Genomic DNA, 25,654 nt, shown 5'->3' with positions numbered 1-25,654 from the left:
GTGACCCGCCGTCAGGGCGGAACCCTAAGCCGCCGTTACCGCAGAAACGGATATGTCCCCACCCCAACCTTTTCAACCAGCGATACTTACTTCGAAGTCAGCACCGAATAGCTGTTCATCAGATTGCGATAGTTTGGAATGCGCGGCGACAGCAGGTTCGCCAAGCCTTCCATGTCGTTACGCCAGTCGCCTTGCAGCTCACAGGCCACCGAGAACCAGTTCACCAGTTGCGCACCCGCAGCAGACATGCGCGCCCACGCGGCTTGCTGCACGGTTTCGTTGAACGTGCCCGAAGCGTCAGTCACCACAAACACCTCAAAGCCTTCAGCCAGCGCCGACAGCGTCGGGAACGTCACGCACACGTCCGTTACGACACCGGCGATGATCAGTTGCTTACGGCCAGTGGCTTTCACGGCTTTGACAAAATCTTCGTTGTCCCAGGCGTTGATCTGGCCTGGACGCGGGATGTACGGCGCGTCCGGGAACAGCTCCTTGAGCTCAGGCACCATCGGACCGTTAGGGCCGTTTTCGAAGCTGGTGGTGAGGATGGTCGGCAGTTTGAAGAACTTGGCCAGGTCCGCGAGGGCCAGCACGTTGTTCTTGAATTCGTTCGGCGAGAAATCCTGGACCAGCGAGATCAGGCCGGTCTGGTGGTCGACCAACAGGACTACGGCATCGTCTTTGTTCAGGCGTTTGTACGGAACGTTGCTCATGTGAAACTCCTCGATGGATGGGTATTACGTGAGGCGCCGATGCAGCCCATCGGCGCTTTTTTTCTGAGCGTCAGAACGCGAAGCACGAGCAGCCAAAGGCGCCCCAGAAACCCGCAAAATCACTGACCGGCGCGTTCGACAGGCGCGCTTTGTCATGGCTGTGGGCATGCACGCCGCATGGACCGCTGCAATGGTGAACCTGCGCCTGCATCGGCGAAGTCGGACGCCAGTGCCCCGGCACTTTCACCACCGGCGACCAGTCCGGCAGCACCGGCACGCTGGCCGGCCCGAGTTTTTCGAAATCACCGGCGGCGTACACCACCTTGCCGCCGACCACGGTCAACACCGACTCGATCCACTTGATCGCTTCTTCGTCGACGCTGAAAAAGTCCGCACTCAGCGCAGCCACGTCCGCCAGTTGGCCGACCTTGATCATGCCTTTCTTGCCCTGCTCGGAAGAGAACCAGGCACTGCCGTGGGTGAACAGTTCCAGCGCGGTCTGCCGGGACAAGCCCTCGGCATGCAGCTCAAGCCCGCCTACTGTGCGGCCGCTGACCATCCAGTACAGCGAAGTCCATGGATTGTAGCTGGACACCCGGGTCGCGTCGGTACCGGCGCCGACCGGTACACCTTCGGCCAGCATGCGCTTGATCGGCGGGGTCGCTTCAGCGGCTTTGGCGCCGTAACGCTCGACGAAATACTCGCCCTGGAACGCCATCCGGTCCTGAATCGCGATACCACCGCCCAGCGCCCTCACCCGCTCGATGTTCTGTGGGGTGATGGTTTCAGCGTGGTCGAAGAACCACGGCAAACCGTTGAACGGAATGTCGCGATTGACCTTCTCGAACACGTCGAGCATGCGGCTGATGGACTCGTTGTAAGTAGCGTGCAAACGGAACGGCCAGCGTTGTTCCACCAGGTGGCGGACCACCGGTTCCAGCTCGTCTTCCATGGTTTGCGGCAGGTCCGGGCGCGGCTCGAGGAAGTCCTCGAAATCCGCCGCCGAAAACACCAGCATTTCCCCAGCCCCGTTGTGCCGCAGGAAATCGTCGCCCTGGTGCAGGGTCACGCTGCTGGTCCAGTTCTTGAAATCGGTCAGCTCTTCTTTCGGCTTCTGCGTGAACAGGTTGTAAGCAATGCGAATGGTCAGTTGCTGGTCCTTGGCCAACTGTTCGATCACCTGGTAATCGTCCGGGTAATTCTGGAAGCCACCCCCGGCATCGATCGCACTCGTCAGGCCCAGACGATTGAGCTCGCGCATGAATTGGCGGGTCGAGTTGACCTGATACTCCAGCGGCAGCTTCGGCCCCTTGGCCAGCGTCGAGTAGAGAATCATCGCGTTCGGACGCGCGACCAGCATGCCGGTCGGGTTGCCATTGGCATCGCGGACAATTTCGCCGCCCGGCGGGTTCGGCGTATCGCGGGTGTAACCGGCCACGCGCAAGGCAGCGCGGTTGAGCAAGGCGCGGTCGTAGAGGTGCAGGACGAACACCGGGGTGTCCGGCGCGGCCTGGTTGAGCTCTTCCAGGGTCGGCATGCGTTTTTCAGCGAACTGGAACTCGTTCCAGCCACCGACCACGCGCACCCATTGCGGCGTCGGCGTACGGTCAGCCTGATCCTTGAGCATGCGCAGGGCATCGACCAACGACGGCACGCCTTCCCAGCGCAGTTCGAGGTTGTAGTTCAAACCGCCACGGATCAGGTGCAAGTGCGAGTCGTTGAGGCCAGGGATGACGCAGCGACCCTTGAGGTCGATGACCTGCGTACCCGACCCGCGCAGGGCCATGGCCTGGGCATCGGTGCCGACCGCAACGAAGCGACCATCGCTGATCGCTACAGCGCTGGCGCGTGGGTTTTCACGGTCAACGGTATGAAATTGGCCATTGAATAGAATCAGATCGGCGTTCATCGCGTTTCCTTGGGCTGAGTGGAAGAAGATAGCCAAGGCGCGAACAAGCGTGTGGCCATTGGCATGAACAGGTACACCACCGAGACAACGATGGTCAGCGTGATCAGGAACGTCGCGACCACGTAATTGGAGAGCAACGCGTTGAGCCGCAGCAGCGGGCCCCAGATCAGCGGCACCAGCAGCGTGTGCGGCAGAATCACCAGCAACGTGACCACGGCCTGCTTCCAGCGCGGAGGTGGCGACGACGCGGTATCGGCTTGCGGGGCGAACCAGAATTCTTTGACCGGATTGACTTCGGTCTGGTCGCCATCGGCGAGCATCGGCGTGGCTTCGTTGACCAGCTCCAGGCGCTGCGGCGAATCGAGCCAGCGCTGCATCGCCTCGGTCGAGCAAAAGCGCAGCACGCAGGTGTACATGTCGAGCCCGGCGTTTTTACCGCGCATCACGTCTACACCCAAATGCCCGTCCTGCTGACCCGCGATGCTGACAATGTTGCGCAACCAGGCTTCGTAAGGCACTTCAAAACCAGCCTTGACCCGATGCTTGATGACCAGGGTCACGACTTCTTCGAAACGGTTGGATTCAGGCATAACGCAAAGCTCCGGCAAATCGGACATTGAGCGCCAGCCGTCCCGGCCCGGCGATGAAAAGACTGGTGAACAGAATCAGCAGCAGCCAGCCGAACTGCCCTTCATCGAGGCTCCACTGGGGATGCACAACCAACAGAGCAATCAACAGGACACACAGAATCGGCAGACACGCCAACCGCACCAACACCCCGGCAATGATCAACAGCGGACACAGCACCTCGGCAAAAATAGCCAGCATCAGCGTGACATTCGCACCGAGGTGGAAAGGGTCTTCGATGACCTGCAACTGCGCGCTGTAGTTAAGCAGCTTGGGCAAACCGTGCACCCATAGCAGAAACAATCCACCGCTGACCCGCAGAAAAAGCAACCCGAAGTCCTGGGCCCGTTGATCCCATTGCGAAGCGTTCATGGGCTACCTGCACAAATGAAAAACCACCGGCAGCCATGCGCCGGGACGTCATTCGATAATGCCGGGGCGGGGATGGGAAAAATTGAATGTACGTGCTCTTTTTGTGGATGAGCCCGGCAGTGAGATCCGCCGTAGCCCCGTGTGAGATCTTCATGGCAGGAGCGCATTTGTCTGACGCAAAAAAAACGGCCTCTTGCGAGGCCGTTTTTTCAGTGGATCAACTCCGAAGCCATGTTGATGCCTCTGTTCAAAAGGAGCACTTTTGAGATGTTACTCATCCGCCGGAATTGAAAACGCTCAGCCTCAGCGGTTGCGATACCACCGGGGGCGATGTCCCGCGGGTATAGCTGAATGTCACCGTGACCGTTTTGCCGACATTGGCGCTGACAAGCGAAGTGGGCAGCAGAATTTCTCTTGGCTTTATGTCGCCAGCCCGAACCGGAGAGGTGGTTCGCGTCCCGGCGCCGGGCGTGCCAACCCACATTACTCTGAGCAGATCCAAGGCTTCCATGTCGTAGTCCAATACGGCAGTCAGGCGATCTCTGGCCGCAACCAGGTCGAGGTTGATGTTATCGGGGGCCTCTTTGATGGTAAGCGGCAACGGAAGTGGCGACGTTACGTTGATCGTCCACGCGTTGGATTCCTCATTACCGCCATACAAAGCCACAGCCTTGAATACATGCCGCCGCACATCCAGCTCCGCCACCAACAATTCCCAGCGACCGGAAATGGCCCTGGCTTTACCAAGGAAGACTTCCCCATCAAAGAGCTCCACCTCTTCGCCCGCCAATGCGGTCCCGGTTACCGTTACGCGAGAATGAGCAGTGTCTCCCATGTCGGGAATAACGATATTGTCGGAGCCCTTCACCGATTCGATCACCGGGACAACCGGTGTGACCGGTCCATTCGTGCTGATGATGTAGTTGCGATGCGCAAACCTCTGGGCAAGGGCCGGGTCCTGGCCACCCTGCAGCCCCGCCATAAACTCCAGAGTCAGCGTACTGCGATCCTTGAGCCCCTTCAGCGGGTCGGCGGAGTAGCCTTGTGCATAGAAGCCTTTGTCGAATTTCTGATCGACAACATTGTGCGATGCACTCCAGTACAGCTCATCGAAAACGCTATCGTTGGCGTTGGTCCCTCTGAGACGCAACCAGAAGTATTGACCTTGGGTTTGCAGGGGCCATGCATTAATCCGAAGGGTGAATTCGGTCAGCGCATTGACATCAAGGACCAAACCCGTGCCAAACCCGGGTGCCTGCGTGATAAAGGGTCTGGGCAACTCGCTTAGCGCTATCGGCAGCACGTATAAAATCAACGGCTGCGAAGTCACAGGCGCAGAGTCACCTCGAATAACGGTATAGGTCAGCGTCACCGTCCTCCCCAAATTGAAGATCACCAGCGGTATACCGCCTATCCCGACCTCCAAGGGACGCAACTCACCCACCGGGAAAAACACCGACGTATACGAACCAGCCCCCGGAGCCCCTGCCCAAGACACACTGACCCTGTCACCGGGCTCAATGGTGTACTCCATGACAATCCTGCAGCTATGCGTGAGCGCCAGTGGATTCAAGAGGTCCAGGGCCCGACTTTCACGAATGAACGGAGGTGGCAATTTTTCCGTGACTAGTTCCGTACCCTGACCATTCATTATTCGTTCCCTGTACGTGATTAAACCTGCCACCTGGAGCACGCCTATCACACACCGAATCGCGAACACCGGCTACTGTCAGAACTTACAGGTCAATAACAATTACGGACGAATGGTAAGGATTGACGGGGCTGCGCTTTTTCAACTGACAACGGTACCGCCCGTTCAACCAACCACACTCCAGCCAGCCAGCCAGACAACCCACAATGCATCGGCGCACACGCATCGCTCTCCACCACTCAACAGGCCGAGCGGTCGCTCGCCTGCAGCTCTTGATCTTGATCCATCTGCCCCTTCGGAACGCAGAGCGTCCCTGGCTGCATTCCCACGCGGAGCGTAGGGAACGATCAGTGGGGTAGCTGGAAGAGACTGGTCGGCTGGCCGGGCGCCATCACGGCGATGCGGCGACCCGACAAGCCCGCTCCCACAGGGTTCGATGCACACCTGCAAGAATCTGGTCGGCCGTCAGGTCGCCATCGCTAGCAGGCTAGCTCCCACAATAAAAACCGAGGCGCCCCGCCCGCTTTTAACCACTCAACAGGCCGAGCGTTAGCTCGCTTGCAGCTTTTGATTTTGGTCCGCCCGCCCCTTCGGAACGCGGAGCGTCCCTGGCTGCATTCCCACGCGGAGCGTAGGGAACGATCAAGTGGCGGCAGGAAGAGTCTGGTCGACTGGCAAGTCGCCATCGCTAGCAGGCTAGCTCCCACAATAAAAACCGAGGCGCCCCGCCCGCTTTTAACCACTCAACAGGCCGAGCGTTAGCTCGCTTGCAGCTTTTGATCTTGGTCCGCCCGCCCCTTCGGAACGCGGAGCGTCCCGGGCTGCATTCCCACGCGGAGCGTAGGGAACGATCAAGTGGCGGCAGGAAGAGACTGGTCGGCTGGCAGGGCACCATCGCTAGCAAGCCAGCCCCCACAATAAAAACCAACGTACACCGCCCGCTTTTAACCACTCAACAGGCCGAGCGTTAGCTCGCCTGCAGCTTTTGATCTACCCGCCCCTTCGGCAGGCTGAGTGGAGGCGTTTATCTGGGGGGCAGGCGCGTAGCGCCGTTCGACGAAGTCGAACACATCGAGAGGAGGTCGTCGCGAAGCAGACCGGAGGCGATGCCCCCAGATGAATGCCGGAGCGAAGGAACACCGAGCCCCAGCGAGGGGCCGAACGCCGGGGCAAGCCTTTTTGGGTACTTTTTTGGCGTTTGAAAAAAGTGCCTCGCCGTAAGGGCGAAACCCTAGGTGGCCGTTACCGCAGCAACGGATATGCACACCCGAAAGAAACTGGTCGGCTATCAGGCCGCCATCGCGAGCAAGCTCGCTCCCACAATTGGCCCAAATACACCCAAGAGAACATGGTCGGCCCAAAGGCCGCCAAGTCCACGTTTAAGACGGAATCCCCAAAGGCAGCGACATAAACTGACTAATGCGAGCCCGCAACCACCGCTCCGCCGGATCATTGTCATGCACCCCACTCCAAGCCATCGACAACTGCGCAGCCTCAATCGGAAACGGCGGATCCTCAGCTCTCAACGCACACCCCTCAACCAACGCACACGCCGCATAATCCGGCACCGTCGCAATCATCTCAGTCCCGGCCAACAACGCACGCAACCCACTGAACTGCGGAACCCCCAACACCACCCGCCGACAGCGCCCGATCTTCGCCAGATCCAGATCAATGTTGCCGCTCAAATCCCCCGAAAACGACACCATCGCATGCGGCCGCTCACAATACTCATCCAGCGTCAGCGGCCCCGGCCGCTTGTCACCACGCAACACCTTGCACGGAATATCGCGTAAGGTCTTGCGCTTGGCATTTGCCGGCAAATCCGTGGTGTAACTCACCCCCACCGAAATTTCCCCGGACGCCAACAACGCCGGCATCAAAAGATAGTTGGCCCGCCGCACCACCACGACAATCCCCGGCGCCTCCTCGCGCAACTGCGTCAACAGCGGCGGAAACAAACCAAACTCGGCATCGTCCGACAGCCCGATACGAAACACATCGCAGCTAGTCGTCGGATCGAACTCCTTGGCCCGGCTCACCGCCCCGGAAATCACATCCATCGCCGGTTGCAGCTCCTTGAGAATCGCCAGCGCCCGCGCCGTCGGCTCCATGGCGCGCCCATTGCGCAGCAACAACGGATCGTCGAACAGATCACGTAACCGTCCCAGCGCCGCGCTGACCGCCGGCTGGCCCATGAACAGTTTTTCAGCCACACGAGTGAGGTTTTTTTCGAACATCAACGCCTCGAAAATCACCAACAGGTTCATGTCGACGCGACGCAGATCGTTACGGTTCATAGGCACGGTTCCCTTCTGTGTTCAGCCGGCGACTTTACTCGATCAGCGGCACGTTCGCCGCACGTTTGTAAGGCCCGTATTCCACCGGCACCCACTGGAAATGCTTGCCCTGGGCGGCGATGTGGCCAATGCCGGGGAACGGCAAGTGCGCCGCCGTCACCCAGGTCTTGCTCGCCGCTGCAGCCGTGAACACGGTGGCGCGGCTCTTGATCGCCTGCTGGCTGTTGACGTCAAAACCGATCGACACCTCAGGGTGTTCGAACTGCACCGCGAGGTTATGCACCAGATCGCCCATGAACAGAATGCTCTGCCCCTGGGAAGTGAACCGGTAGGTGGTGCTGCCCGGCGTGTGCCCGGCTTCCAGCGCCGCATCGACCACACCCGGCACCGGCGACTGACCGGCATCGAACGTCTTGAAACGACCCTCGGCCACATACGGTGCGGTCGAGTCCTGGGCGATTTTGAAATACGGCTTGGCGCCCTCGGGGGCCTTGGCAAGCGCCTGAGGATCGAGCCAGTACGCGGCTTCCGCCTTCGCCGCAAAGACGGTGGCATTGGCGAACACGGGTTTGTGCTGGGCGTCGACCAGCCCGCAGACGTGGTCCAGGTGCAGGTGCGTCAACAAAATCGTATCGACTTGCGCAGGCTCATAACCGGCGGCTTTCATGTTGTCCGAGAGCATGCCGGCGGTGGCGCCAATGCATTGGCCGGCGCCCGTATCGACCAGGATCAATTGCTTGCCTGTGTTGATCAAAAAGGCATTGAACGCGGTCTGCACGCCCGGTGTTTCAATCGAACGGCGGGCCAGCAGCGCGCGGATCTGGCTCTGGGTCAGGCCTTTGAGCAGTTTGGGCGACAGGTCGTTGTAGCCGTCGAACAGCGCCGTGACTTCGTAATCGCCCACCGCCAGGCGGAAATAGCCCGGCGCCTGTGTGCCGACCTGAGCAGGCGCCTGCGCCGCACACACTCCGGCAGCCATCGCCACCGCCAGCCCCAGTGCACTTGCCAGAGAATGTTTCATGCTTTCACCTTTTTCGAGTCAAAAAAACGGCCATGCAAACGCCGCACACTGACATCGATTGTGCAGGGCAAACGGCCTTGGAAATTGCAGCAATGTGCTGAGTTAGCGCTGTTGCTTACCTGTGTACACGGATGGAATTAACAACGTTTAACTCGCCTGCCAGCGCGTCGCGACCAAGAATGAAGCTCACCGACACGGACATCTGTCATGGCCCAATCTCAGCGAAACGTCGCCCGCGCGACTGATACTCAAACGCGAAAGAAAACCACCGGCGGTCTGACCCCGTGGCGCGAAAGCCTGGTCAAGCAGCTGATCCTCGAGCGCCTCGGCGAGACCATTGAAGTAACCGAGTTGGCTAGCGCCTGCGCCCTCTCACGCAGTCATTTCTCCCGCGCATTCAAGTGCAGCACCGGGCTCTCGCCCCAGGACTGGATTCGCCACCAGCGTATTGCCCGCGCCAAGCAATTGATCCAGGACACCGAACTGACCCTGACGCAAATCAGCCTCGAATGCGGCTTCTGCGATCAAGCGCATTTCTGTCATATCTTCACCCGCAGTGAAGGCATCAACCCGTTTGCCTGGCGTTGCCGTACCGTGCGCCCCCTTCCCCATCGCCCCGCCTACGCCGCCGAACTTCACGCGTAATGTTCGACGTCGCAAGCGTCGTAGCAGCGGTCGAATGACAGCTGCTACGTGGGTTGTGTCAGCCCAACGGAGAAAGCCGCTCCAACGCCTCAGCCACCCCGAATCCATACGCCGGGTCAGCCTTGGTGCAGTTCTCGATATGGCGCTGGCGAATCGCCTGCGGCACGCCATTCATCGCCCGTGCGGTGTTGTCGAACAGCAACTGTTTACGCTGCGGGTCCAGCAACCGGAACAGATTGCCCGGCTGTTCGTAGTGGTCATTCTCAAGCCGATGGTCATAGTGCTGGGCAAAGCCTTCCACCGGCAGCGGCGGATCGGCCAGTTCCGGCGAGTCCTGCCATTCACCCACGCTGTTGGGGAAATAACTGGCGGTGCCACCCAGGTTGCCGTCGGTACGCATGGCGCCGTCGCGGTGATAGCTGTGCGACGGTGAGCGCGGAGCGTTGACCGGGATGTGACTGGAGTTGACCCCCAAGCGATAGCGCTGAGCATCACCATAGGAAAACAGCCGCGCCTGAAGCATACGGTCCGGTGAAAAGCTCACGCCTGGCACCACGTTGGCTGGCGAGAAGGCGGCCTGTTCGATCTCGGCGAAGTAGTTCTCGGCGTTACGGTTGAGCTCCATGATGCCCACTTCGATCAGCGGGAAATCACCGTGCGGCCAGACCTTGGTCAGGTCAAATGGATTGTGCCGGTAGGTGTTGGCCTGTTCCTCCTCCATCACCTGAATGCACAATTTCCAACGCGGGAAATTACCCTGTTCGATGACTTCGTACAGGTCCCGCAAATTGCTCTCGCGGTCCCTGCCGACCACCGCTTGCGCCTCGGCATCCGTGAGGTTTTCAATGGCTTGCTGGCAGACAAAGTGAAACTTCACCCACACCCGTTTGTTGTCGCGGTTGATCAGGCTGAACGTGTGGCTGCCGAAACCGTGCATGTTGCGGAAACTGACCGGAATCCCGCGATCGCTCATGACGATGGTCACCTGGTGCAGCGCCTCCGGCAGCAAGCTCCAGAAATCCCAGTTGCTGGTGGCGTTGCGCAGACCGGTGCGCGGGTCACGCTTGACCACGTGATTAAGGTCGGCGAAACGCAGCGGGTCGCGGAAGAAAAACACCGGCGTGTTGTTGCCGACAATGTCCCAGTTGCCTTCGTCGGTATAGAACTTCACCGCGAAGCCACGGATATCGCGCTCGGCATCCGCCGCGCCGCGCTCGCCGGCCACCGAGGAAAACCGCACGAACAACGGCGTCTGTTTGCCTACGGCGCTGAAAATACTGGCCTTGGTGTAGCGGCTGACGTCGTGGGTGACGGTGAACGTGCCGTAAGCGCCAGCGCCCTTGGCGTGCATGCGCCGCTCGGGGATGACTTCGCGGTTAAAGTGGGCGAGTTTTTCAAACATCCAGCTATCTTGCGCAAGTGCCGGCCCACGAGGGCCGGCCGTCTGGATATTGAGGTTATTGGCCACCGGGGCGCCGGTGGCATTCGTCAGCTTTTTCATGGACTTGATCTCGACAGTTAGCCGCTCTCACCAGCAGCGAAAACCGGCGCGGATTTAAATCCGCGCCGGGGTTCATCATCCCTTCAAGAACGCCAACAGCTCAGCGTTGAGCTGATCCTTGTGAGTGTCAGTCAAGCCATGGGGTGCACCGGGGTAGATCTTCAGCGTAGATCCTTTCACCAGTTTTGCCGACGCAATGCCCGCCGCTTCGATGGGCACCACCTGATCCGCGTCGCCGTGCACCACCAGCGTCGGAATATCGAACTTCTTCAAGTCCTCGGTGAAGTCGGTTTCGGAGAACGCCTTGATGCAGTCAAACGTGTTCTTGTGACCGGCCATCATGCCTTGCATCCAGAACCAGTCGATCATGCCCTGGGAAGGCTTGGCGTCAGGCTTGTTGAAGCCGAAGAACGGTCCGCTGGCGAGGTCGATGTAAAGCTTCGAACGGTCGGCCAGGGACGCCTGGCGAATGCCGTCGAACACTTCGATCGGCAGGCCACCGGGGTTGGCTTCGGTCTTGAGCATCAACGGCGGCACCGAGGAGATCAGCCCGGCCTTGGCCACGCGGCCAGTGCCGTGGCGACCGATGTAGCGCGCCACTTCGCCACCGCCGGTGGAGAAGCCGAACAGCACGGCGTCCTTGAGGTCGAGCAACTCGATCAACTGCGCCAGATCATCGGCGTAGGTGTCCATGTCGTTGCCGGTCCACGGCTGGCTGGAGCGACCATGGCCACGGCGGTCGTGGGCGATGACCCGATAGCCTTTGGAGGCCAGGAAGATCATCTGCGATTCCCAGCTGTCGGCGTTCAGCGGCCAGCCGTGACTGAATACAATTGGCTGACCGGTGCCCCAGTCCTTGTAATAAATCTCGGTGCCGTCTCGGGTCGTGAATGTACTCATGCGATATCTCCTTTGCGAGTGTTGGGGGTGTTTCAAAGCGGTGAGTGGCCCATGCGCTCGGCGAGTCGCGCCACGCGCTCGCCCAGGTGTGCGGCGGTGCAGCGGTCTTCCGGCGGAGGCGCCAGCTCGGGGGACTGTTCGACATTCGACTGGGCCATGACCCCGAGCGAACTGCCGAGGCGATTGAGCTGTCCGTCGAACACGCCGGTGCTCGACCGTGCCGGCAGCACGTCGAGGCCGACCCAGATCATCGAATGTTGCGCGGCGAACACCGCCAGTTGCAGCAAGGTGTTGAGTTTGTCGCCGCACAGGCAGCCGGAGTTGGTGAACCCCGCCGCCAGCTTGTCGCGCCATGGCTGAGCCAGGTAAAACGCCGCCGTGGATTCCATGAAGCTCTTGAAGGACGCCGAAGCGCTGCCCATGTAGGTCGGGGCGCCGAAAATGATGGCGTCGGCGCTGTGCAATCGATCCCAGTGCTGGTCCACGTCCTCGACCGGCACCAGCAAACTGGTGCTGCCCAGGTGCCGCTCCACACCGAGGGCGACGGCCTCGGCCAAGACACGGGTGTGCCCATAGCCACTGTGATAGACCACCACCACGTTGCTCATTCAAGCGTCCTCTTGAGGTATTAATCCCTTTGCAACACCACCGCCCTACTGTGGAAGCGAGGCGGCGGCACATTCAAAACAGATGCAGGCAGCCCCACCGCTATCGCGAGCAGGCTCGTTCCCACCAGACCAGCGGAAGTTGAAGCAACCGAGTTTTGGGCGTAGACCACACTGAGCACGAGTTAAACGTTGTTAATTTTCCTTGGCGCGCCAAAAGCCTTAACACGTACTTTGCTACCCTCACCCCCAATGAACAGGTGCTTGAGAACGACACCCGGAACGCACCGGTCCGGACGGACACCCGCCAGTCTTCCGGACACCGCGTTGCGTTCACGTCAAAACCTGAGGAATATGCTCGAAAATCGCGTACCAGACGGTTGCAAGCAGGAGTGACACGTTGACCCTTTCCCCCGAACAGGCCATCCATTTCGGCCCCTACCGGGTCTACCCCGGACAACGCCTGGTGATGGAGGCCGACCAGCCTTTGCGCCTGGGTCGGCGTGCCCTGGACATTCTGTTGATCCTGCTGGAACACGCGGGAAAAGTGGTCGCCAAGCAAGAATTGATCGCCAGGGTCTGGCCCAAAAGCGTGGTCGAAGACATCAACCTGCGGGTGCACATGGCGGCGCTGCGCAAAGCCCTTGGCGACGGCCAGGCCGGCCAGCGCTACATCATCACCGTGGCCCAACGCGGCTACAGTTTTGTGGCGCCCTTTTCGCTGCAACAGATCGGGCAGCATCCCGAAGCCGAAGAACCTGCAACAAGCGGCCACAACCTGCCAATCCGGCACACGCGCATGATTGGTCGCCAGCCACTGGTCGACAACCTGATGTTGCAGCTGCCACGCCAGCGTTTCATCACCCTCGTCGGCCCGGGCGGGATCGGCAAGACCACCGTGGCCCTGCGGGTCGCCGAACAATTGATTGGCCGCTACCGGGACGGCATTCGTCTGCTGGACCTGGCGCCGATCAGCGACCCGTTGATGATCGGCCCTCACCTGGCCACGCTGCTGGGTTTGTCGCTGCATGACGCCGAACCCGCGAGCGGCCTCGCGGCGTTTCTGCGCGAACGGCAGATGCTGCTGGTGATCGACAACTGCGAACACTTGATCGACGCCATCGCTCTGCTCTGCGAAAGCCTCCTGCGCGCAGCCCCTCAGGTGCACATTCTGGCCACCAGCCGCGAGAGCCTGCGCGCCGAGGGCGAATACGTTCAGCGTCTTGACTCGCTGGATTGTCCGCCGCCCATCGCCGTGCTCGACCGTGCTCAGGCGTTGACGTTTTCGGCGCTGCAGCTGTTCGTCGAACGGGCCATGGCCAGCCAGGACAGCTTTGAACTGACTGAAGAAGAACTGCCGCTGGCGATCGAGATCTGTCGGCGCCTGGACGGTATTCCATTGGCCATCGAACTGGCGGCGGCGCAAGTCGACCACTTTGGTGTGAGCGGATTGCTGGCGCAATTGCAGGGCAGTTTCCGCGTGCTCACTCAGGGCTGTCAGTCGACGCTGGGCCGACACCAGACACTGCGCGCCACTCTCGACTGGAGTTTCCAGTTGCTCAGTGCCTGCGAGCAGACATGCCTGCGCCGCCTCGGGGTGTTCAGGGGCGGTTTCACCCTGCAGTCGGCAGCGGCCGTGATCGTCGGCGAACACATCGAGCCCGACGTGGTGTTTGGCTCGATCACGCAACTGGTGGCCAAGTCGCTGTTGAACGTCGAGGTGGGCGACGAAGAAGTGTTCTATCGGTTACTCGACACGACCCGCAGCTATGCCCTGGAAAAACTCGCCGAGGCCGCTGATCTGCCGGACACCCGTGAACGCCACGCCCAACGCTGCCTGGCCGTGATGCATCAAGCCCAGGCTGATTGGGAGCAGACTTCCACGAGCCTGTGGATCGAGCGTTACGCGCGCAGCCTGGAAGACATTCGTTCGGCCCTCGACTGGGGCTTGAATAGCCAGGGGCCGCAAGCGCTGGCGATTCGTCTGGCGGCGACGTCCACGCCACTCTGGCAAGAACTGTCGCTGCTCAAGGAACACGGGGTCTATGTGCGCAAGGCGCTCGCCTTGCTCGACGCGAACGCCGAGCCCTGCCCTCGTCTGAAGATGGACCTGAAGCTGGCGCTGGGCAGCTCTTGCTACCACACCCAGGGCGGCACCGCCGAAACCATCGAGGCGTTCGTCAGCGCCCGGACCCTGGCCAAAACCGCCAACGACGTGGCTGGCCAGCTCCGGGCGTTGTCGGGGTACATGGCGGTCAACCTCAGTTGCGGTCACTACCAAATGGCGCTGGAGCAGAGCCAGCAATTTGACCGACTGGGAGGCGATGACGACGCCGTCCTGTCTCTCAGCACACACCGCTTACGCGTTCTGGCGCTGCACTTTTCCGGCAATCAGCCATTGGCGCGGGAGAACGCCGAACAGGTCATCCAGCGCATGGCCCAGAGCGGTCACCTCAACCGCTTCACCCACGGGTTTGGCGTGCAATACGATCAGAGCGTGGCCGCCCTGACGATTCTGGCGCGCATCCTCTGGGTGCAAGGCCAGCCGGAACAAGCCTGGCGCACCGCCCGGCAGGCACTGGACATCGCGATTCAGATCGACCACGGAACGTCGATCTGCTACACCCTGGCGCTGGCCGGGTGCCTGATCGCCCACTACAACGGCGAGCATCAGACCGCTCGCGATCTCTTGTGCCTGTTGCTGGAGCAAGCGCAAAAACATTCGGTGCTGCTGTTTTATAACTGGGCACAACATTACGCGCAGGTAATTGATCGCGAAGAAGCGCAGTTGCTCAATCGGCCGGGGGCGGGCTTGATCGGCGAAATCATGGTCACGCTCGACAGCGGCTTTGTCGATGAAACCTTGCTGCAGCGAGCCGATACCGGGGCGGCAGGATGGAGCACGGCGGAGATACTGCGCGCCAAGGCTGATGCGTTGATGGCGCAGGACACTCCGTCGCAGGGGGATCATCGCGAGCAGGCTCGTTCCCACAACATCGGAGCGGCCGAAGAGATGCTGGTTCGGGCATTGAATGTGGCCAGGCATCAAGGCGCCCTGGCCTGGGAACTGCGTAGCGCCACCTCACTGGCGCAACTCTGGCAGCGCCAGGGCTTGTACCAGCAGGCCCATGAGTTGCTGGCGCCGGTCTACAACCGGTTCACCGAAGGTTTCGCAACACCGGACTTGCACAAAGTCCGGTGCTTACTCGACGAGCTCCATGGACAATGGCACCCCTGAGGCCCTGCGCGCGCGACTGATGTAGTGCGAGTAACGCCTCTCGAACACACGCTCCTGGCCGCTCAGCTCAAGCTTCTCCAGCGCATAGCGGCGGGTGGTGTTGAGAAAACGATAACGGCTGGTGCCGTTGACTTGATCCTTTGACAGTAACGATTTGGCCACCAGTCGCTCAACCAGCTCCGCCAGTACATCGGGCTTGAGCCGTGCGCAACTGCTCACGCCAATCGCCGCATCAAGGGTGAAGGACATCTTGAACACCGACAGGCGCTGCAGCACGGTTTGCTCGCGTTCGCCGAGTCGTTCATAGCTCCAGTCCAGCGCAGCCTTGAGGGTTTGATGCCGGGGCACGGCGGTGCGCCGGCCTTGGGTCAGCAGCTGAAAACAGTTGTCGAGCTGCGCCTGCAAGCCCACCAGCGCCAAGGCGTCGATCTGCCCCGCCGCCAGTTCAATCGCCAGCGGCAAACCGTCGAGCCGCTGGCAGATTTCGCGCACGGCCTTGAGGTCTTGTTCGCGCAGGGTAAACCCTTGTTGACGGGCTCGGGCGCGACTGACGAACAACTGCACCGCCGAATACCCCATGGTTTCGGTGACGCTGTGCAAGACCGACGCGGGCGGCACCGCCAGAGAGGCCAGGCGCTGGACCGTTTCCCCCAGCGCCTGCAAGGGTTCGCGACTGGTCACCAGAATCGACAGGCGAGGTGCCGAAGCCAATAAATCCTCGACCAGGGTCCGGCAGCGTTCCTGCAAGTGCTCGCAGTTATCGAGCACCAGCAATGTGTGCCGGTTTGCCAGCACGTCCAGCGTCGTGCCGACGTCCAGTTCAAGGGTCTGGATCAGATGATCGACCACCCGCGTCGGGTCATCGATCATTGAAAAATCCACCAGCCACACGCCGTCTTCATAGTGCTGCAACAGCAGTTCGGCGACACGCAACGCCACCGTGGTCTTGCCGATACCGCCGGGGCCGGCCAGGGTCATGAGGCGACGGACCGGCAACTGTCGGACCAGACTGCCGACGATCGAATCCCGACCGGTCACCGGCGTCAACCGGGCCGGCAAGTTGTGCTGGTGTCTTTGCACGTTCTCGAACAACACCAGCGTGCCTGCGGGCACCTGTTCCACCGGGGCGATAAAGCTGTAGCCGCGCTGGGGGATATTGACGATGTAGCGCTGGCCATTCTGCCCGTCACCCAGGGCCCGACGCAGGGCCGCGATGTGCACCCGCAGGTTGATTTCCTCGACCACGGAGGTCGGCCAGACCTGGGCAATCAATTCATCCTTGCTGACCACGTCGCCGGCACGCTCGACCAGGACCTGCAAAATATCCAGGGCCCGCCCGCCCATGCGCAGCGGTCGATCACCTTCCAGGATCAGCCGTTGCTGCAGGTGGAAGGCGTAGGGGCCGAATCGCAGCACCGCATCGCTGTTCAAATCTATGAGGCTGTTCATGTCCATCCACAGGCTGAAACCTGGCTCGGCTCACCGTGCGACAAGACCCATCGCACGCGCTCTCCAGGCTCCCGCACCTCCGTTGCAAAGCGTTGCCAAGTATCTTGGCAGGCCTCAGTGACTGTTCAACTGCCACGGTAGGAGTGTCACAGCCATCGCGGTGCGCATAACGGACACAAACGCTCTAGCTGAACTGTTCACGATATTGGCTGGGGGTCAGGCCCAGCTTTTCACTGAACAAAAAACGCATGTGCCGCACACTGCCGAAACCGCTTTTGAAGGCCACGGTCTTGAGCGGCAGTTCGCTTGTTTCCAGCAGGTTGCGGGCGCAGTCGATGCGCGCACTTTGCAAAAACTCCATGGGCGTCATGTTCACTTCCCGGGCAAACGTGCGGGCAAAATGCCGTTCGCTCATGTTCGCGAAGCAGGCCATGCGTTCGATGCTGAAGGCTTCATCGAGGTGTTCAAGCACATGGTTCTGCACGCGGGTGATCGGGGTTTCCTGCGGTGCGACGGTGGCCATCAATGGACTGAACTGCGCCTGTCCACCCTGGCGTTTCATCACCACCAGCAACACCTTGGCCACGTCCTGGGCGACTTTCTTGCCGTGGTCTTCGGCGACCACCGCCAGCGCCAGGTCGATACCGGCGGTCACGCCGCCAGAGGTGATGAGGTTTCGGTCCTGCACGTAAATCTTATCGGTCTCCACCGTTGCCTCGGGAAAGCCTTTGATCAGGCGCTCCGTGTAATGCCAATGGGTGGTGACGCGATAGCCGTCCAGCAAACCGGCATGCCCGAGTACAAACACACCGGTGCAGATCGAGCCGTAGCGCCCGGCCCGCCCGACGGCGTCTTTGAGCCAGCACAACAACTGTGGGTGTTTTTCGTTATAGGCCCCCGGACCGCCGGGCACCAGCAACAGGTCATATGCCTGGGTGGCCTGATCGATGTGCAGATCGGTGTGCACGCTCACGCCGTTGGACGCTCGCAACGCGCCCGGTTCAGTGCCAATGGTCGACAGCTCGTAACGCTCATGCGCCGGCAGATAACGATTGGCGATGGAAAACACTTCCATGGGGCCGGCCATGTCCAGCAGGAGGAAGTCGGGGAACAACACCATAGCCACGGTTTTCATGGGTTCAAAATCACTGAAGTCAAAAGAAAGTCCATCTGCCAGACACAAAACCTGTGGGAGCGAGCCTGCTCGCGATAGCGGACTTATAACCACCACTACTGTTGAATGTGAGACCGCTATCGCGGGCAAGCCCGCTCCCACAGGGGCCAGTGTCCGGCGCAAAAGGGATGCTATGCATTATGGCCAAGTGTGACGCCGGCGTCGGAGAAGAATACGTGATCGACTGCACATTACTGTCAACCTGATCAGGACAGTATTTCAATTTTCATCTACTTATTGCACCAACCGATAAACATTAACCTTCTCCTCACTCGGACGAATCAACGTCCCCACAGGAGATTTCATCATGCTGACCCTTCGCAAAGCCTCGGATCGCGGCGCCGCCAATCACGGCTGGTTGAAGTCGTTCCATACCTTTTCCTTCGCCAACTATCGCAATCCCAAAGAACAGGGTTTTTCCGATCTGCTGGTGATCAATGACGACCGCGTGGCGGCGGGTAAAGGTTTCGGCCAGCACCCGCACCGCGACATGGAGATTTTCTCCTACGTACTCGAAGGCGCTCTGGAACACAAGGACACCCTGGGCACCGGCTCGGTGATTCGTCCCGGTGACGTGCAGTTGATGAGCGCCGGCAGCGGCGTGGCGCACAGCGAATACAACCACTCGGCCACGCGGCCGGTGCACTTTCTGCAAATCTGGATCGTGCCGGAAGTCAGCGGCGCTAAACCGCGTTACCAGCAAGAGCACTTCAGCACCCAGAAAAAACGTGGGCGTCTGCAACTGATCATCTCCCCGGACGGGGACAAGGGTTCGCTGAAGGTGCGTCAGGATGCACGGGTGTATGCCGCGCTGATCGACGGCAAGGAAAGCGCCACCCTGGAACTGGCCGCCAACCGCTACGCCTATGTGCATGTGGCCCGTGGCAGCGTCGAACTCAACGGCGTACCGTTGCAGGAAGGCGATGGCGTGCGGGTTCGCGAAGAACAGGTGCTGACCTTGACCAACGGCGTGGATGCCGAGGTGCTGGTGTTTGACCTGCGGCCACAAGAACTGCCGGAAATGCCATAACCGTCACCTGTAATCCCTGTCGCAGCCAGCTGCGACGGGGATTACTTTTTATTCGCCGGTACCGGAAAACCCCGCGACGATTTCATCGATCACCGCGCGGACCCGGGCGGTATGCCGCAAGTCCGCGTGGGTCACCAGCCAGACGTCATAGGGCACCGGTCGCGTGCGCTCCGGCCATAGCCTGACCAGCCCGTCCCTCTCCCCCATGTACACCGGAATTTCCCCAACGCCGAGCCCTGCTGCGATGGCTCGACGCACCAGCAGGCCGGAGCCCAGGCTCGACACGATCCGCCCGCGGCTCACCGGTTCCGACACCAGCGTCATCTCCTTGTTACTCGCCAGATACGGCTGGTAAGCCACCAGATCATGTCCTTCAAACGCCGAACCCGGTTCCGGCACGCCGTGGCTGTCGACATACCGTTGCGAGGCGAACAGGCCCACCGGCCAACGGGCGATACGCCGGGCGATCAGGTCCGGGTTGTCCGGCCGGGCATTGCGCACCGCGATATCGGCTTCGCGCTTGGCCAGGCTGATCATTTGCGTGGACGCATCCAGCTGCACCCGTACATCCGGGTGTTTGTCGTGCAACCGGGCAATCGCCGGGATCAGGAAATCGATGGCCAGCGAATCGGTGGTGCTGACCCGTACCGTACCGGTCAGCCGATCATCCAGACCGAGGATCTGCCGTTCCAGCTCCAACGCCGACACCTCCATTTTTTCCACGGCCTGCAAGGCTGCTTCGCCGACCGCCGTCAGCGCGTAACCTTCGGAGGTGCGCAGGAACAGTGTCGCGCTCAAGGACTTTTCCAGCGCCGTGACCCGCCGCCCGACAGTGGCCTGATCGACCCCCAGCACCCGCGCCGCACCGCGCAGTGTCGATTCGCGGCACACCGCCAGAAACACCCGTGCGTCATCCCAATTCATAGGGTTTTCCTGATAATGCAAATTCGCATCACTGTAGCGCGAAATCGATGCATTACTGCATCAATAATTCTCGATACGCTGGGCACCAGAGATAACCTCACAGGACTGCTCTCATGCACAGCACATCGACCACCCCGCGCAGCGCGATCTGGCTGCCGATCTTCGCCGGCCTCGCCGCCAGCCTGGTCAGTATTGGCCTGGCGCGGTTTGCCTACACGCCGTTGATTCCGTCGCTGATCCAGTCGCACTGGTTTTCCGCCAGCGACGTGGTGTACCTCGGCGCCGCCAACCTTGTCGGCTACTTGATCGGCGCACTGATCGGCCGACCGCTGGCCAACCGCACCTCCAACACCACGGCCCTGCGCCTGATGATGCTGGCCGTGACCCTGGCATTCTTTGCCTGTGGTTTTCCCTTGTCGGTGAGCTGGTTCTTCGGCTGGCGCCTGCTGTCCGGCGTGGCGGGCGGCGCGATTATGGTGTTGGTGGCTGCAACGGTATTGCCCCACGTGCCGGCGTCTCGCCGGGGCTTGGCCAGCGGCGCGATCTTCCTTGGTATCGGCCTGGGCATTGCCGGCTCGGGGACGATTGTCCCGCCGTTGCTGAACCTCGGGCTGCAGCAAACCTGGTTTGGCCTGGGCATTCTGTCACTGGTCCTGACCGCCGCGAGTTGGTTCGCATGGCCAAAAGCGGCGCACCCTCAGGCCGTTGTATCGATTGAAACATCCACGACACCGACCGATCCTGGCGTTTACCTGTTGTTCGCCCAATACGCCTTCATGGCTGCCGGGCTGGTGCCGGCGATGGTCTTCCTGGTGGATTACGTGGCTCGTGGGCTCGGTGCCGGGGCGCACGTCGGTGCACTGATGTGGGTGATGTACGGCCTGGGCGCGATCATCGGGCCGGTGAGTTACGGTTTTCTGGCCGATAAGCTCGGCGCCCGGTTGAGTATCCGGCTGGTGCTTGTGGTGCAGGCGATTGCCGTGGGCTTGCTGTCGATAGCGAGTTCTTTCACGGCGCTGGCCGTGCTGGCGGTGATCCTCGGTTCATTCCCGCCAGGCATCGTGCCACTGGCGCTGGCCCGGGTGCATGAGCTGATCCCCAACCATCACCAGCAGCAGATTGCCTGGAGCCGCGCGACGGTGTCGTTCGCCACGTTCCAGGCGATAGCAGGCTTTGCCTATTCGGCGTTGTTCAATGCCAGCGGCGGGCATCATGCGCTGTTGTTCGTTGTGGCGGCGGGTGCCATTGTGGTTGCACTGATGCTGGAACAGGCGATGCGGTTAATGAACAGATCCCCTGTGGGAGCGAGCTTGCTCGCGAAGACGTAGGCAGATCCAACATCAATGTGACTGACACACCGCTATCGCGAGCAAGCTCGCTCCCACAGGGATTGGTGGTTTGACTGAATCATTGGTTGGCTCATGCGATCTCATTTACAGACAACTTTCTCGACAGGACTTCTACATGACTTTGCCGCAAACCATGACCCTGATTGAAATCACCGAACCCGGCGGTCCCGACGTGCTGAAGCCGCGCCAGGAACCGGTTCCAAGCGCCGGTGCCGGTGAAGTGCTGATTCGCGTGCACGCCGCCGGGGTCAACCGTCCCGACGTGATTCAACGCGCCGGCAAGTACCCGATGAAACCCGGCATGAGCCCGATCCCGGGGCTGGAAGTGGCCGGCGAAGTGGTGGCCATCGGGGCCGGCGTCAGCGAATTCATTGTCGGCGACAAGGTCTGTGCGCTGACCAATGGCGGCGGTTACGCGCAGTATTGCGTCGCCCCGGCCAGCCAGACGTTGCCGATACCCGACGGCATGGATTGGGTCCACGCGGCGGCAGTCCCGGAAACCTATTTCACCGTGTGGGCCAACCTGTTCGACATGGGTGGCGCCAGCAAAGGCCAGCGCGCACTGATTCACGGCGGCACCAGCGGCATCGGCACCACCGCGCTGATGCTCTGCCGCGAATTCGGCGTCAAGGCCTTCGCCACCGCCGGCAGCGAGGAAAAATGCGCGGCGATCCGCCAGCTCGGCGCCGAAGCGATCAACTACCGTGATCAGGATTTCGTCCAGGTCATCCAGGAGAAAACCGCCGGCAAAGGCGTCAACGTCATCCTCGACATCATGGGCGGCTCGTACTTCAACCAGAACGTTGCGGCGCTGGGCATGGAAGGCCGACTAGTGATGCTGGGCTTTCTCGGCGGTGCACGCGCCAACGACGTCGACTTGTTGGGGATCATGAGCAAGCGCGCGACGATCACCGGCTCCCTGCTGCGCTCGCGCACTCGCGAAGAAAAAGCCTCGATTGCCGAACAGCTGCGTGAGTATGTCTGGCCGGTACTGGCCGCTGGCCGTTGCCTGCCGATGATCGACAAGGTCTACGCCTACACCGATGCGGCGCAGGCCCATGCGCGGATGGAAGCCGGCGATCACATCGGCAAGATTGTCTTGAAAGTGGACTGATCAGTAGCCGGCGCCGGCTGCTTGGGCGCCGCTGATGATCGCGATGCCCGAGCTGGTAAGTCGAAATGCCGCCCAGAGCAAGCCCGCTCCCACAAGGGATATGCATTCCAATGTGGGAGATGTGCGGGCCGAACTGACGCTATCGCGAACAGACTCACTCCCACATTGAAATCCAGTCCCCTGTGGGAGCGGGCTTGCCCGCGATGGGGCCCGATTGGTCACCACCCAAGCCGGCCATTCACACGACCGTCGAATTTATCCCCACGCCCCGCCACGCATCTGTTAAAACCCGAGCTTTGATTCCCGTCATCGGACCACCGCATGTTTTCGAACCTGATGAGCCGCTTGAGCCGACGCTGGCTGCCAATCCTGTGCATGGCCGCGCTGGTCGTCGGCTTGCCCGTGGGTTGCGGCGTACTCAAATACAAAGAGCGCGAGCTGCTGTTCCGTATCGAGCCGGGGACCGCCGGCTGGTATCACGGTTTGCCGCAGGACGTTCAGGAGTTCGACATCAAGCCTGCCAGCTTCAAGGCCGGGCAAAACCTGCATGCGTGGTGGTGGCCGGCCGCCCGTCGCGATGCGCCGTCGATCCTCTATTTGCATGGTGTGCGCTGGAACCTGACCGGCCAGGCGTTCCGCATCGAGCAGTTACGAGCGATGGGGTATTCGGTGCTGGCCATCGATTACCGCGGTTTTGGCCAGAGCAAAGGTGATCTGCCGTCGGAAGCCAGTGTCTACGAAGACGCCCGCGTCGCCTGGGAGCGCTTCAAGGCGATGCAACCGGACGCCAACAAGCGCTTGATCTACGGCCACTCCCTGGGCGGTGCGGTGGCCATCGACCTCGCGGCCGACCTGGCGGCGCAAGCGAAAAAGGACCACAGCGCGATACCGGTGCGCGGTCTGGTGATCGAATCCACCTTCACCACGCTCGGCGATGCCGTGGCCGCAGTGGCCGAGAACAATCTGCCCGTGACCTGGTTGCCGGTGCGCTGGCTGCTGTCACAGAAATTCGACTCCATCGACAAGATCGTCGACATCGACATGCCGCTGCTGGTGGTCCATGGCCAGGCCGACACGTTCATGCCCTCGCGGTTCAGCCAGCAATTGTTCAATGCGGCCAGCGAGCCCAAGCGTTTGTTGTTGGTGCCCGGTGGCACGCACAACAACAGCATGAGCCTGGGGGGAAACCAGTATCGCCAGGCCATCGACAGTTTGATGAAGTCAAAACCGCAGCGAATCGCCGGGCCTAGCGGTAACCCTGGGCTTGCAGGTTGAACAACTGCGCATAGCGCCCACCCGCTGCGACCAGACTGTCATGATCACCGCGTTCAAGGATCGCCCCTTGATCCAGCACGATGATGTGGTCCGCGTTGCGCACGCTGGAAAACCGATGGGAAATCAGCAGCGTCATGCGACCTTCCGTGTGTTCGCTGAAATGCTGGAACACCGCCGCTTCCGCCGCCGGGTCGAGGGCCGAAGTCGGCTCATCCAGAATCAGGATGTCCGCGTTGCGGCGCATGTAGGCGCGGGACAAGGCGATCTTCTGCCACTGTCCGCCCGACAGTTCCTGCCCTCCGGCAAACCAGCGGCCCAGCTGCGTGGCGTAGCCTCGATCCAGGCCTTCGATGAACGGTGCGGCCATGCCTTCGGCGGCGGCTTCTTTCCAGCGTTGTTCGTCGTTGAACGCCAGCGTATCGCCGACGCCGATGTTTTCGCCGACGGAAAACTGGTAGCGGATGTAATCCTGAAAAATCACCCCGATGCGCCGGCGTAAAGCATCCTCTTCCCAGGTCTGCAAATCGCTGCCGTCGAGCAAGATACGGCCCTGATCGGGGCGGTACAGGCGGGTCAGCAACTTGATCATCGTGGTCTTGCCCGATCCGTTCTCCCCCACCAGCGCCATGCTGCGACCCGGCACCAGGTGCAAGTCGATGCCTTCAAGGGCGGCTCGACTGGCCCCCGGATACCGAAAACCGACGTTCTCGAAACGCAAACCATCGCAGGGCAGCGCGCCAACGGTCAGATGCCCGGCGTCGGCGACCACCGGTTCGGCGAGGTATTCATAAAGACTCGACAGGTACAGGCCATCTTCGTAGAGACCACTGATGGCGCTCAAACTGCTGCTCACTGCGCTCTGACCCTGCTTGAACAGCACCAGGTACATGGTCATCTGCCCGAGGCTGATATTGCCGTGGACGGTATCGACCACCACCCAGGCATAGGCCAGGTAAAACGCGCCGGTGCCGAGCAAGCCAAGGACAAACCCCCAGCCATCGCGGCGCAAGGTCAGGCGCCGGTCTTCGGCATACAGGCGGGCAAACGTCTCGCGATAGCGCTTCAGCAACAGCGGCGCGAAGCCGAACAGTTTGACCTCTTTGATGTAGCCCTCATGGGAGAGCAGCGTCTCGATGTAATTCTGCTGCCGGCTCTCCGGCGCACGGCGCGTGAACAGCCGAAACGCGTCCCCGGAAAAATGCGCTTCGGCGAAAAACACCGGCAACGCGCCGACCACCAGTAGCACCAGCGCCCACGGCGAAAAATGCACCAGCAACACGCCGAAGCTGATCAGCACGATCAGGTTCTGGATCAGCCCCAGCGACTTCATCACCAGCGCCAAGGGCCGGGTCGATGCTTCGCGACGTACCCGCACCAACTTGTCGTAAAACTCGGAGTTCTCGAACTGCACCAGCGATAACGTCTGGGCTTTCTCCAGAATCATCGTGTTGACCTTCTGCCCCAACTGCACCCGCAGCAACGATTGCTGCACCGACAGCGCCCGCTGCGCCCCGGACAACAACGCGAGCACTCCCGCCTCAAACAACACATAACGCACCACCGGCCACAACGGCGCACTGCCTTGCTGCGCGTGCAATTGCATGGCAGTCACGACAGCATCGACGATGCGCTGGCCGAGCCACGCGGCCAGCGCCGGGAGGACACCGGCGATCAGGGTGGCCAGGACCAGCCCCAGAAACAGCCCGCGAGAAGTGCCCCAGACCAGGAGCAAAGCGCGCCGGGCCTGGTCGAGCAATGAGGTGAAACGGGAGAGTGCCGCAGGCATGGATCGATGAACTCGGCAGAGGAAGGTCGCTGAAGGCGACAGTGTCGACATGGTACTTCAGCTGGAAATTG

20 protein-coding genes are annotated in these 25,654 nt (G+C 61.0%); 6 read left to right on the top strand and 14 right to left on the bottom strand.

The window, feature by feature from the left end; genetic code table 11:
• Positions 1–86 precede the first annotated feature (86 nt).
• From ycaC to QRN31_RS17015, 7 genes are all read right to left on the bottom strand, one after another.
• The gene (gene ycaC / locus QRN31_RS17045) at positions 87–713 is read right to left on the bottom strand and encodes an isochorismate family cysteine hydrolase YcaC (RefSeq protein WP_157714602.1); all 627 of its coding nucleotides are present in this window, start codon (positions 711–713) and stop codon (positions 87–89) included.
• A gap of 70 nt (positions 714–783) precedes the next feature.
• Positions 784–2,622, bottom strand: coding sequence for an amidohydrolase (locus tag QRN31_RS17040; RefSeq protein ID WP_285433293.1), 1,839 nt, complete (start codon positions 2,620–2,622; stop codon positions 784–786).
• Positions 2,619–3,212 (bottom strand): antibiotic biosynthesis monooxygenase, encoded by a 594-nt coding sequence (locus tag QRN31_RS17035; protein WP_285433292.1) that lies wholly within the window; start codon positions 3,210–3,212, stop codon positions 2,619–2,621. Before QRN31_RS17035 ends, QRN31_RS17040 begins: the two co-directional genes overlap by 4 nt.
• Positions 3,205–3,621: a DoxX family protein gene (locus QRN31_RS17030; RefSeq protein ID WP_285433291.1), complete on the bottom strand. Its 417-nt coding sequence runs from the start codon at positions 3,619–3,621 to the stop codon at positions 3,205–3,207. The genes QRN31_RS17035 and QRN31_RS17030 overlap by 8 nt, the downstream gene beginning before the upstream one ends.
• 274 nt (positions 3,622–3,895) lie before the next feature.
• Positions 3,896–5,155, bottom strand: a complete 1,260-nt coding sequence (locus QRN31_RS17025; RefSeq protein WP_285433290.1) for a hypothetical protein — start codon at positions 5,153–5,155, stop codon at positions 3,896–3,898.
• Positions 5,156–6,651: 1,496 nt separating this feature from the next.
• Positions 6,652–7,572: a LysR family transcriptional regulator gene (locus tag QRN31_RS17020; protein ID WP_285433289.1), complete on the bottom strand. Its 921-nt coding sequence runs from the start codon at positions 7,570–7,572 to the stop codon at positions 6,652–6,654.
• Between the two features lie 34 nt (positions 7,573–7,606).
• On the bottom strand, positions 7,607–8,593 hold the full coding sequence (locus QRN31_RS17015; protein ID WP_285433288.1) for an MBL fold metallo-hydrolase: 987 nt from the start codon (positions 8,591–8,593) through the stop codon (positions 7,607–7,609).
• A gap of 207 nt (positions 8,594–8,800) precedes the next feature.
• Here QRN31_RS17015 and QRN31_RS17010 point away from each other — a divergent pair, with 207 nt between their 5' ends.
• Complete coding sequence (locus tag QRN31_RS17010; RefSeq protein WP_285433287.1) at positions 8,801–9,238, top strand: helix-turn-helix domain-containing protein; 438 nt, start codon at positions 8,801–8,803, stop codon at positions 9,236–9,238.
• A 58-nt stretch (positions 9,239–9,296) separates the two neighbouring features.
• On the opposite strand, the gene QRN31_RS17005 is transcribed toward QRN31_RS17010, so the two are convergent.
• The 3 genes from QRN31_RS17005 to QRN31_RS16995 all read right to left on the bottom strand — a co-directional run bounded on the left by QRN31_RS17005 (position 9,297) and on the right by QRN31_RS16995 (position 12,247).
• Positions 9,297–10,739, bottom strand: coding sequence for a catalase (locus QRN31_RS17005; RefSeq protein WP_285433286.1), 1,443 nt, complete (start codon positions 10,737–10,739; stop codon positions 9,297–9,299).
• Positions 10,740–10,814: 75 nt separating this feature from the next.
• Positions 10,815–11,639 carry an alpha/beta fold hydrolase gene (locus tag QRN31_RS17000; protein ID WP_285433285.1) on the bottom strand — a complete coding sequence of 275 codons (825 nt, stop codon included), beginning with the start codon at positions 11,637–11,639 and terminating at the stop codon, positions 10,815–10,817.
• 32 nt (positions 11,640–11,671) lie between these two features.
• Positions 11,672–12,247: a flavodoxin family protein gene (locus QRN31_RS16995; protein ID WP_285433284.1), complete on the bottom strand. Its 576-nt coding sequence runs from the start codon at positions 12,245–12,247 to the stop codon at positions 11,672–11,674.
• A gap of 397 nt (positions 12,248–12,644) precedes the next feature.
• On the opposite strand from QRN31_RS16995, the gene QRN31_RS16990 reads away from it, so the two are divergent.
• The gene (locus QRN31_RS16990) at positions 12,645–15,482 is read left to right on the top strand and encodes an ATP-binding protein (protein WP_285433283.1); all 2,838 of its coding nucleotides are present in this window, start codon (positions 12,645–12,647) and stop codon (positions 15,480–15,482) included.
• On the opposite strand, the gene QRN31_RS16985 is transcribed toward QRN31_RS16990, so the two are convergent.
• Both QRN31_RS16985 and QRN31_RS16980 read right to left on the bottom strand, forming a co-directional pair.
• Positions 15,447–16,931, bottom strand: coding sequence for an ATP-binding protein (locus tag QRN31_RS16985; protein ID WP_285433282.1), 1,485 nt, complete (start codon positions 16,929–16,931; stop codon positions 15,447–15,449). The two genes, QRN31_RS16990 and QRN31_RS16985, sit on opposite strands and share 36 nt — an antisense overlap.
• Positions 16,932–17,115: 184 nt before the next feature.
• Positions 17,116–18,066, bottom strand: a complete 951-nt coding sequence (locus QRN31_RS16980; RefSeq protein WP_285433281.1) for a GlxA family transcriptional regulator — start codon at positions 18,064–18,066, stop codon at positions 17,116–17,118.
• Positions 18,067–18,412: 346 nt separating this feature from the next.
• Here QRN31_RS16980 and QRN31_RS16975 point away from each other — a divergent pair, with 346 nt between their 5' ends.
• On the top strand, positions 18,413–19,135 hold the full coding sequence (locus tag QRN31_RS16975; protein ID WP_285433280.1) for a pirin family protein: 723 nt from the start codon (positions 18,413–18,415) through the stop codon (positions 19,133–19,135).
• A gap of 48 nt (positions 19,136–19,183) precedes the next feature.
• On the opposite strand, the gene QRN31_RS16970 is transcribed toward QRN31_RS16975, so the two are convergent.
• Positions 19,184–20,059 (bottom strand): LysR family transcriptional regulator, encoded by an 876-nt coding sequence (locus QRN31_RS16970; RefSeq protein ID WP_285433279.1) that lies wholly within the window; start codon positions 20,057–20,059, stop codon positions 19,184–19,186.
• 113 nt (positions 20,060–20,172) lie between these two features.
• Here QRN31_RS16970 and QRN31_RS16965 point away from each other — a divergent pair, with 113 nt between their 5' ends.
• From QRN31_RS16965 to QRN31_RS16955, 3 genes are all read left to right on the top strand, one after another.
• Entirely contained in the window at positions 20,173–21,387 is a 1,215-nt protein-coding gene (locus tag QRN31_RS16965) for a YbfB/YjiJ family MFS transporter (protein ID WP_285433278.1), read from the top strand.
• Positions 21,388–21,523: 136 nt separating this feature from the next.
• Positions 21,524–22,522: an NAD(P)H-quinone oxidoreductase gene (locus QRN31_RS16960; RefSeq protein WP_222585881.1), complete on the top strand. Its 999-nt coding sequence runs from the start codon at positions 21,524–21,526 to the stop codon at positions 22,520–22,522.
• Between the two features lie 321 nt (positions 22,523–22,843).
• On the top strand, positions 22,844–23,797 hold the full coding sequence (locus QRN31_RS16955) for an alpha/beta hydrolase (RefSeq protein ID WP_285433276.1): 954 nt from the start codon (positions 22,844–22,846) through the stop codon (positions 23,795–23,797).
• On the opposite strand, the gene QRN31_RS16950 is transcribed toward QRN31_RS16955, so the two are convergent.
• Positions 23,769–25,583: an ABC transporter ATP-binding protein gene (locus tag QRN31_RS16950; RefSeq protein WP_285433275.1), complete on the bottom strand. Its 1,815-nt coding sequence runs from the start codon at positions 25,581–25,583 to the stop codon at positions 23,769–23,771. The genes QRN31_RS16955 and QRN31_RS16950 overlap by 29 nt on opposite strands.
• Between the last annotated feature and the right edge of the window lie 71 nt (positions 25,584–25,654).

This window comes from Pseudomonas sp. fls2-241-R2A-110, from assembly GCF_030209165.1.
Taxonomy (GTDB): Bacteria; Pseudomonadota; Gammaproteobacteria; order Pseudomonadales; family Pseudomonadaceae; genus Aquipseudomonas.
This window is presented reverse-complemented; position numbering and strand designations above follow the sequence as displayed.

Excerpts from the sequence above, each read along its gene's own strand:
- QRN31_RS16970 (WP_285433279.1), bottom strand. The coding sequence starts at position 20,059 with ATGAATTGGGATGACGCACGGGTGTTTCTGGCGGTGTGCCGCGAATCG.
- QRN31_RS17035 (WP_285433292.1), bottom strand. The coding sequence starts at position 3,212 with ATGCCTGAATCCAACCGTTTCGAAGAAGTCGTGACCCTGGTCATCAAG.
- QRN31_RS17025 (WP_285433290.1), bottom strand. The coding sequence starts at position 5,155 with ATGGAGTACACCATTGAGCCCGGTGACAGGGTCAGTGTGTCTTGGGCA.
- QRN31_RS16995 (WP_285433284.1), bottom strand. The coding sequence starts at position 12,247 with ATGAGCAACGTGGTGGTGGTCTATCACAGTGGCTATGGGCACACCCGT.
- QRN31_RS16950 (WP_285433275.1), bottom strand. The coding sequence starts at position 25,583 with ATGCCTGCGGCACTCTCCCGTTTCACCTCATTGCTCGACCAGGCCCGG.
- QRN31_RS16955 (WP_285433276.1), top strand. The coding sequence starts at position 22,844 with ATGTTTTCGAACCTGATGAGCCGCTTGAGCCGACGCTGGCTGCCAATC.
- QRN31_RS16985 (WP_285433282.1), bottom strand. The coding sequence starts at position 16,931 with ATGAACAGCCTCATAGATTTGAACAGCGATGCGGTGCTGCGATTCGGC.
- QRN31_RS17010 (WP_285433287.1), top strand. The coding sequence starts at position 8,801 with ATGGCCCAATCTCAGCGAAACGTCGCCCGCGCGACTGATACTCAAACG.
- QRN31_RS17000 (WP_285433285.1), bottom strand. The coding sequence starts at position 11,639 with ATGAGTACATTCACGACCCGAGACGGCACCGAGATTTATTACAAGGAC.
- QRN31_RS16965 (WP_285433278.1), top strand. The coding sequence starts at position 20,173 with ATGCACAGCACATCGACCACCCCGCGCAGCGCGATCTGGCTGCCGATC.
- QRN31_RS17040 (WP_285433293.1), bottom strand. The coding sequence starts at position 2,622 with ATGAACGCCGATCTGATTCTATTCAATGGCCAATTTCATACCGTTGAC.
- QRN31_RS17030 (WP_285433291.1), bottom strand. The coding sequence starts at position 3,621 with ATGAACGCTTCGCAATGGGATCAACGGGCCCAGGACTTCGGGTTGCTT.
- ycaC (WP_157714602.1), bottom strand. The coding sequence starts at position 713 with ATGAGCAACGTTCCGTACAAACGCCTGAACAAAGACGATGCCGTAGTC.
- QRN31_RS16960 (WP_222585881.1), top strand. The coding sequence starts at position 21,524 with ATGACTTTGCCGCAAACCATGACCCTGATTGAAATCACCGAACCCGGC.
- QRN31_RS16975 (WP_285433280.1), top strand. The coding sequence starts at position 18,413 with ATGCTGACCCTTCGCAAAGCCTCGGATCGCGGCGCCGCCAATCACGGC.
- QRN31_RS17020 (WP_285433289.1), bottom strand. The coding sequence starts at position 7,572 with ATGAACCGTAACGATCTGCGTCGCGTCGACATGAACCTGTTGGTGATT.
- QRN31_RS17005 (WP_285433286.1), bottom strand. The coding sequence starts at position 10,739 with ATGAAAAAGCTGACGAATGCCACCGGCGCCCCGGTGGCCAATAACCTC.
- QRN31_RS16980 (WP_285433281.1), bottom strand. The coding sequence starts at position 18,066 with ATGAAAACCGTGGCTATGGTGTTGTTCCCCGACTTCCTCCTGCTGGAC.
- QRN31_RS17015 (WP_285433288.1), bottom strand. The coding sequence starts at position 8,593 with ATGAAACATTCTCTGGCAAGTGCACTGGGGCTGGCGGTGGCGATGGCT.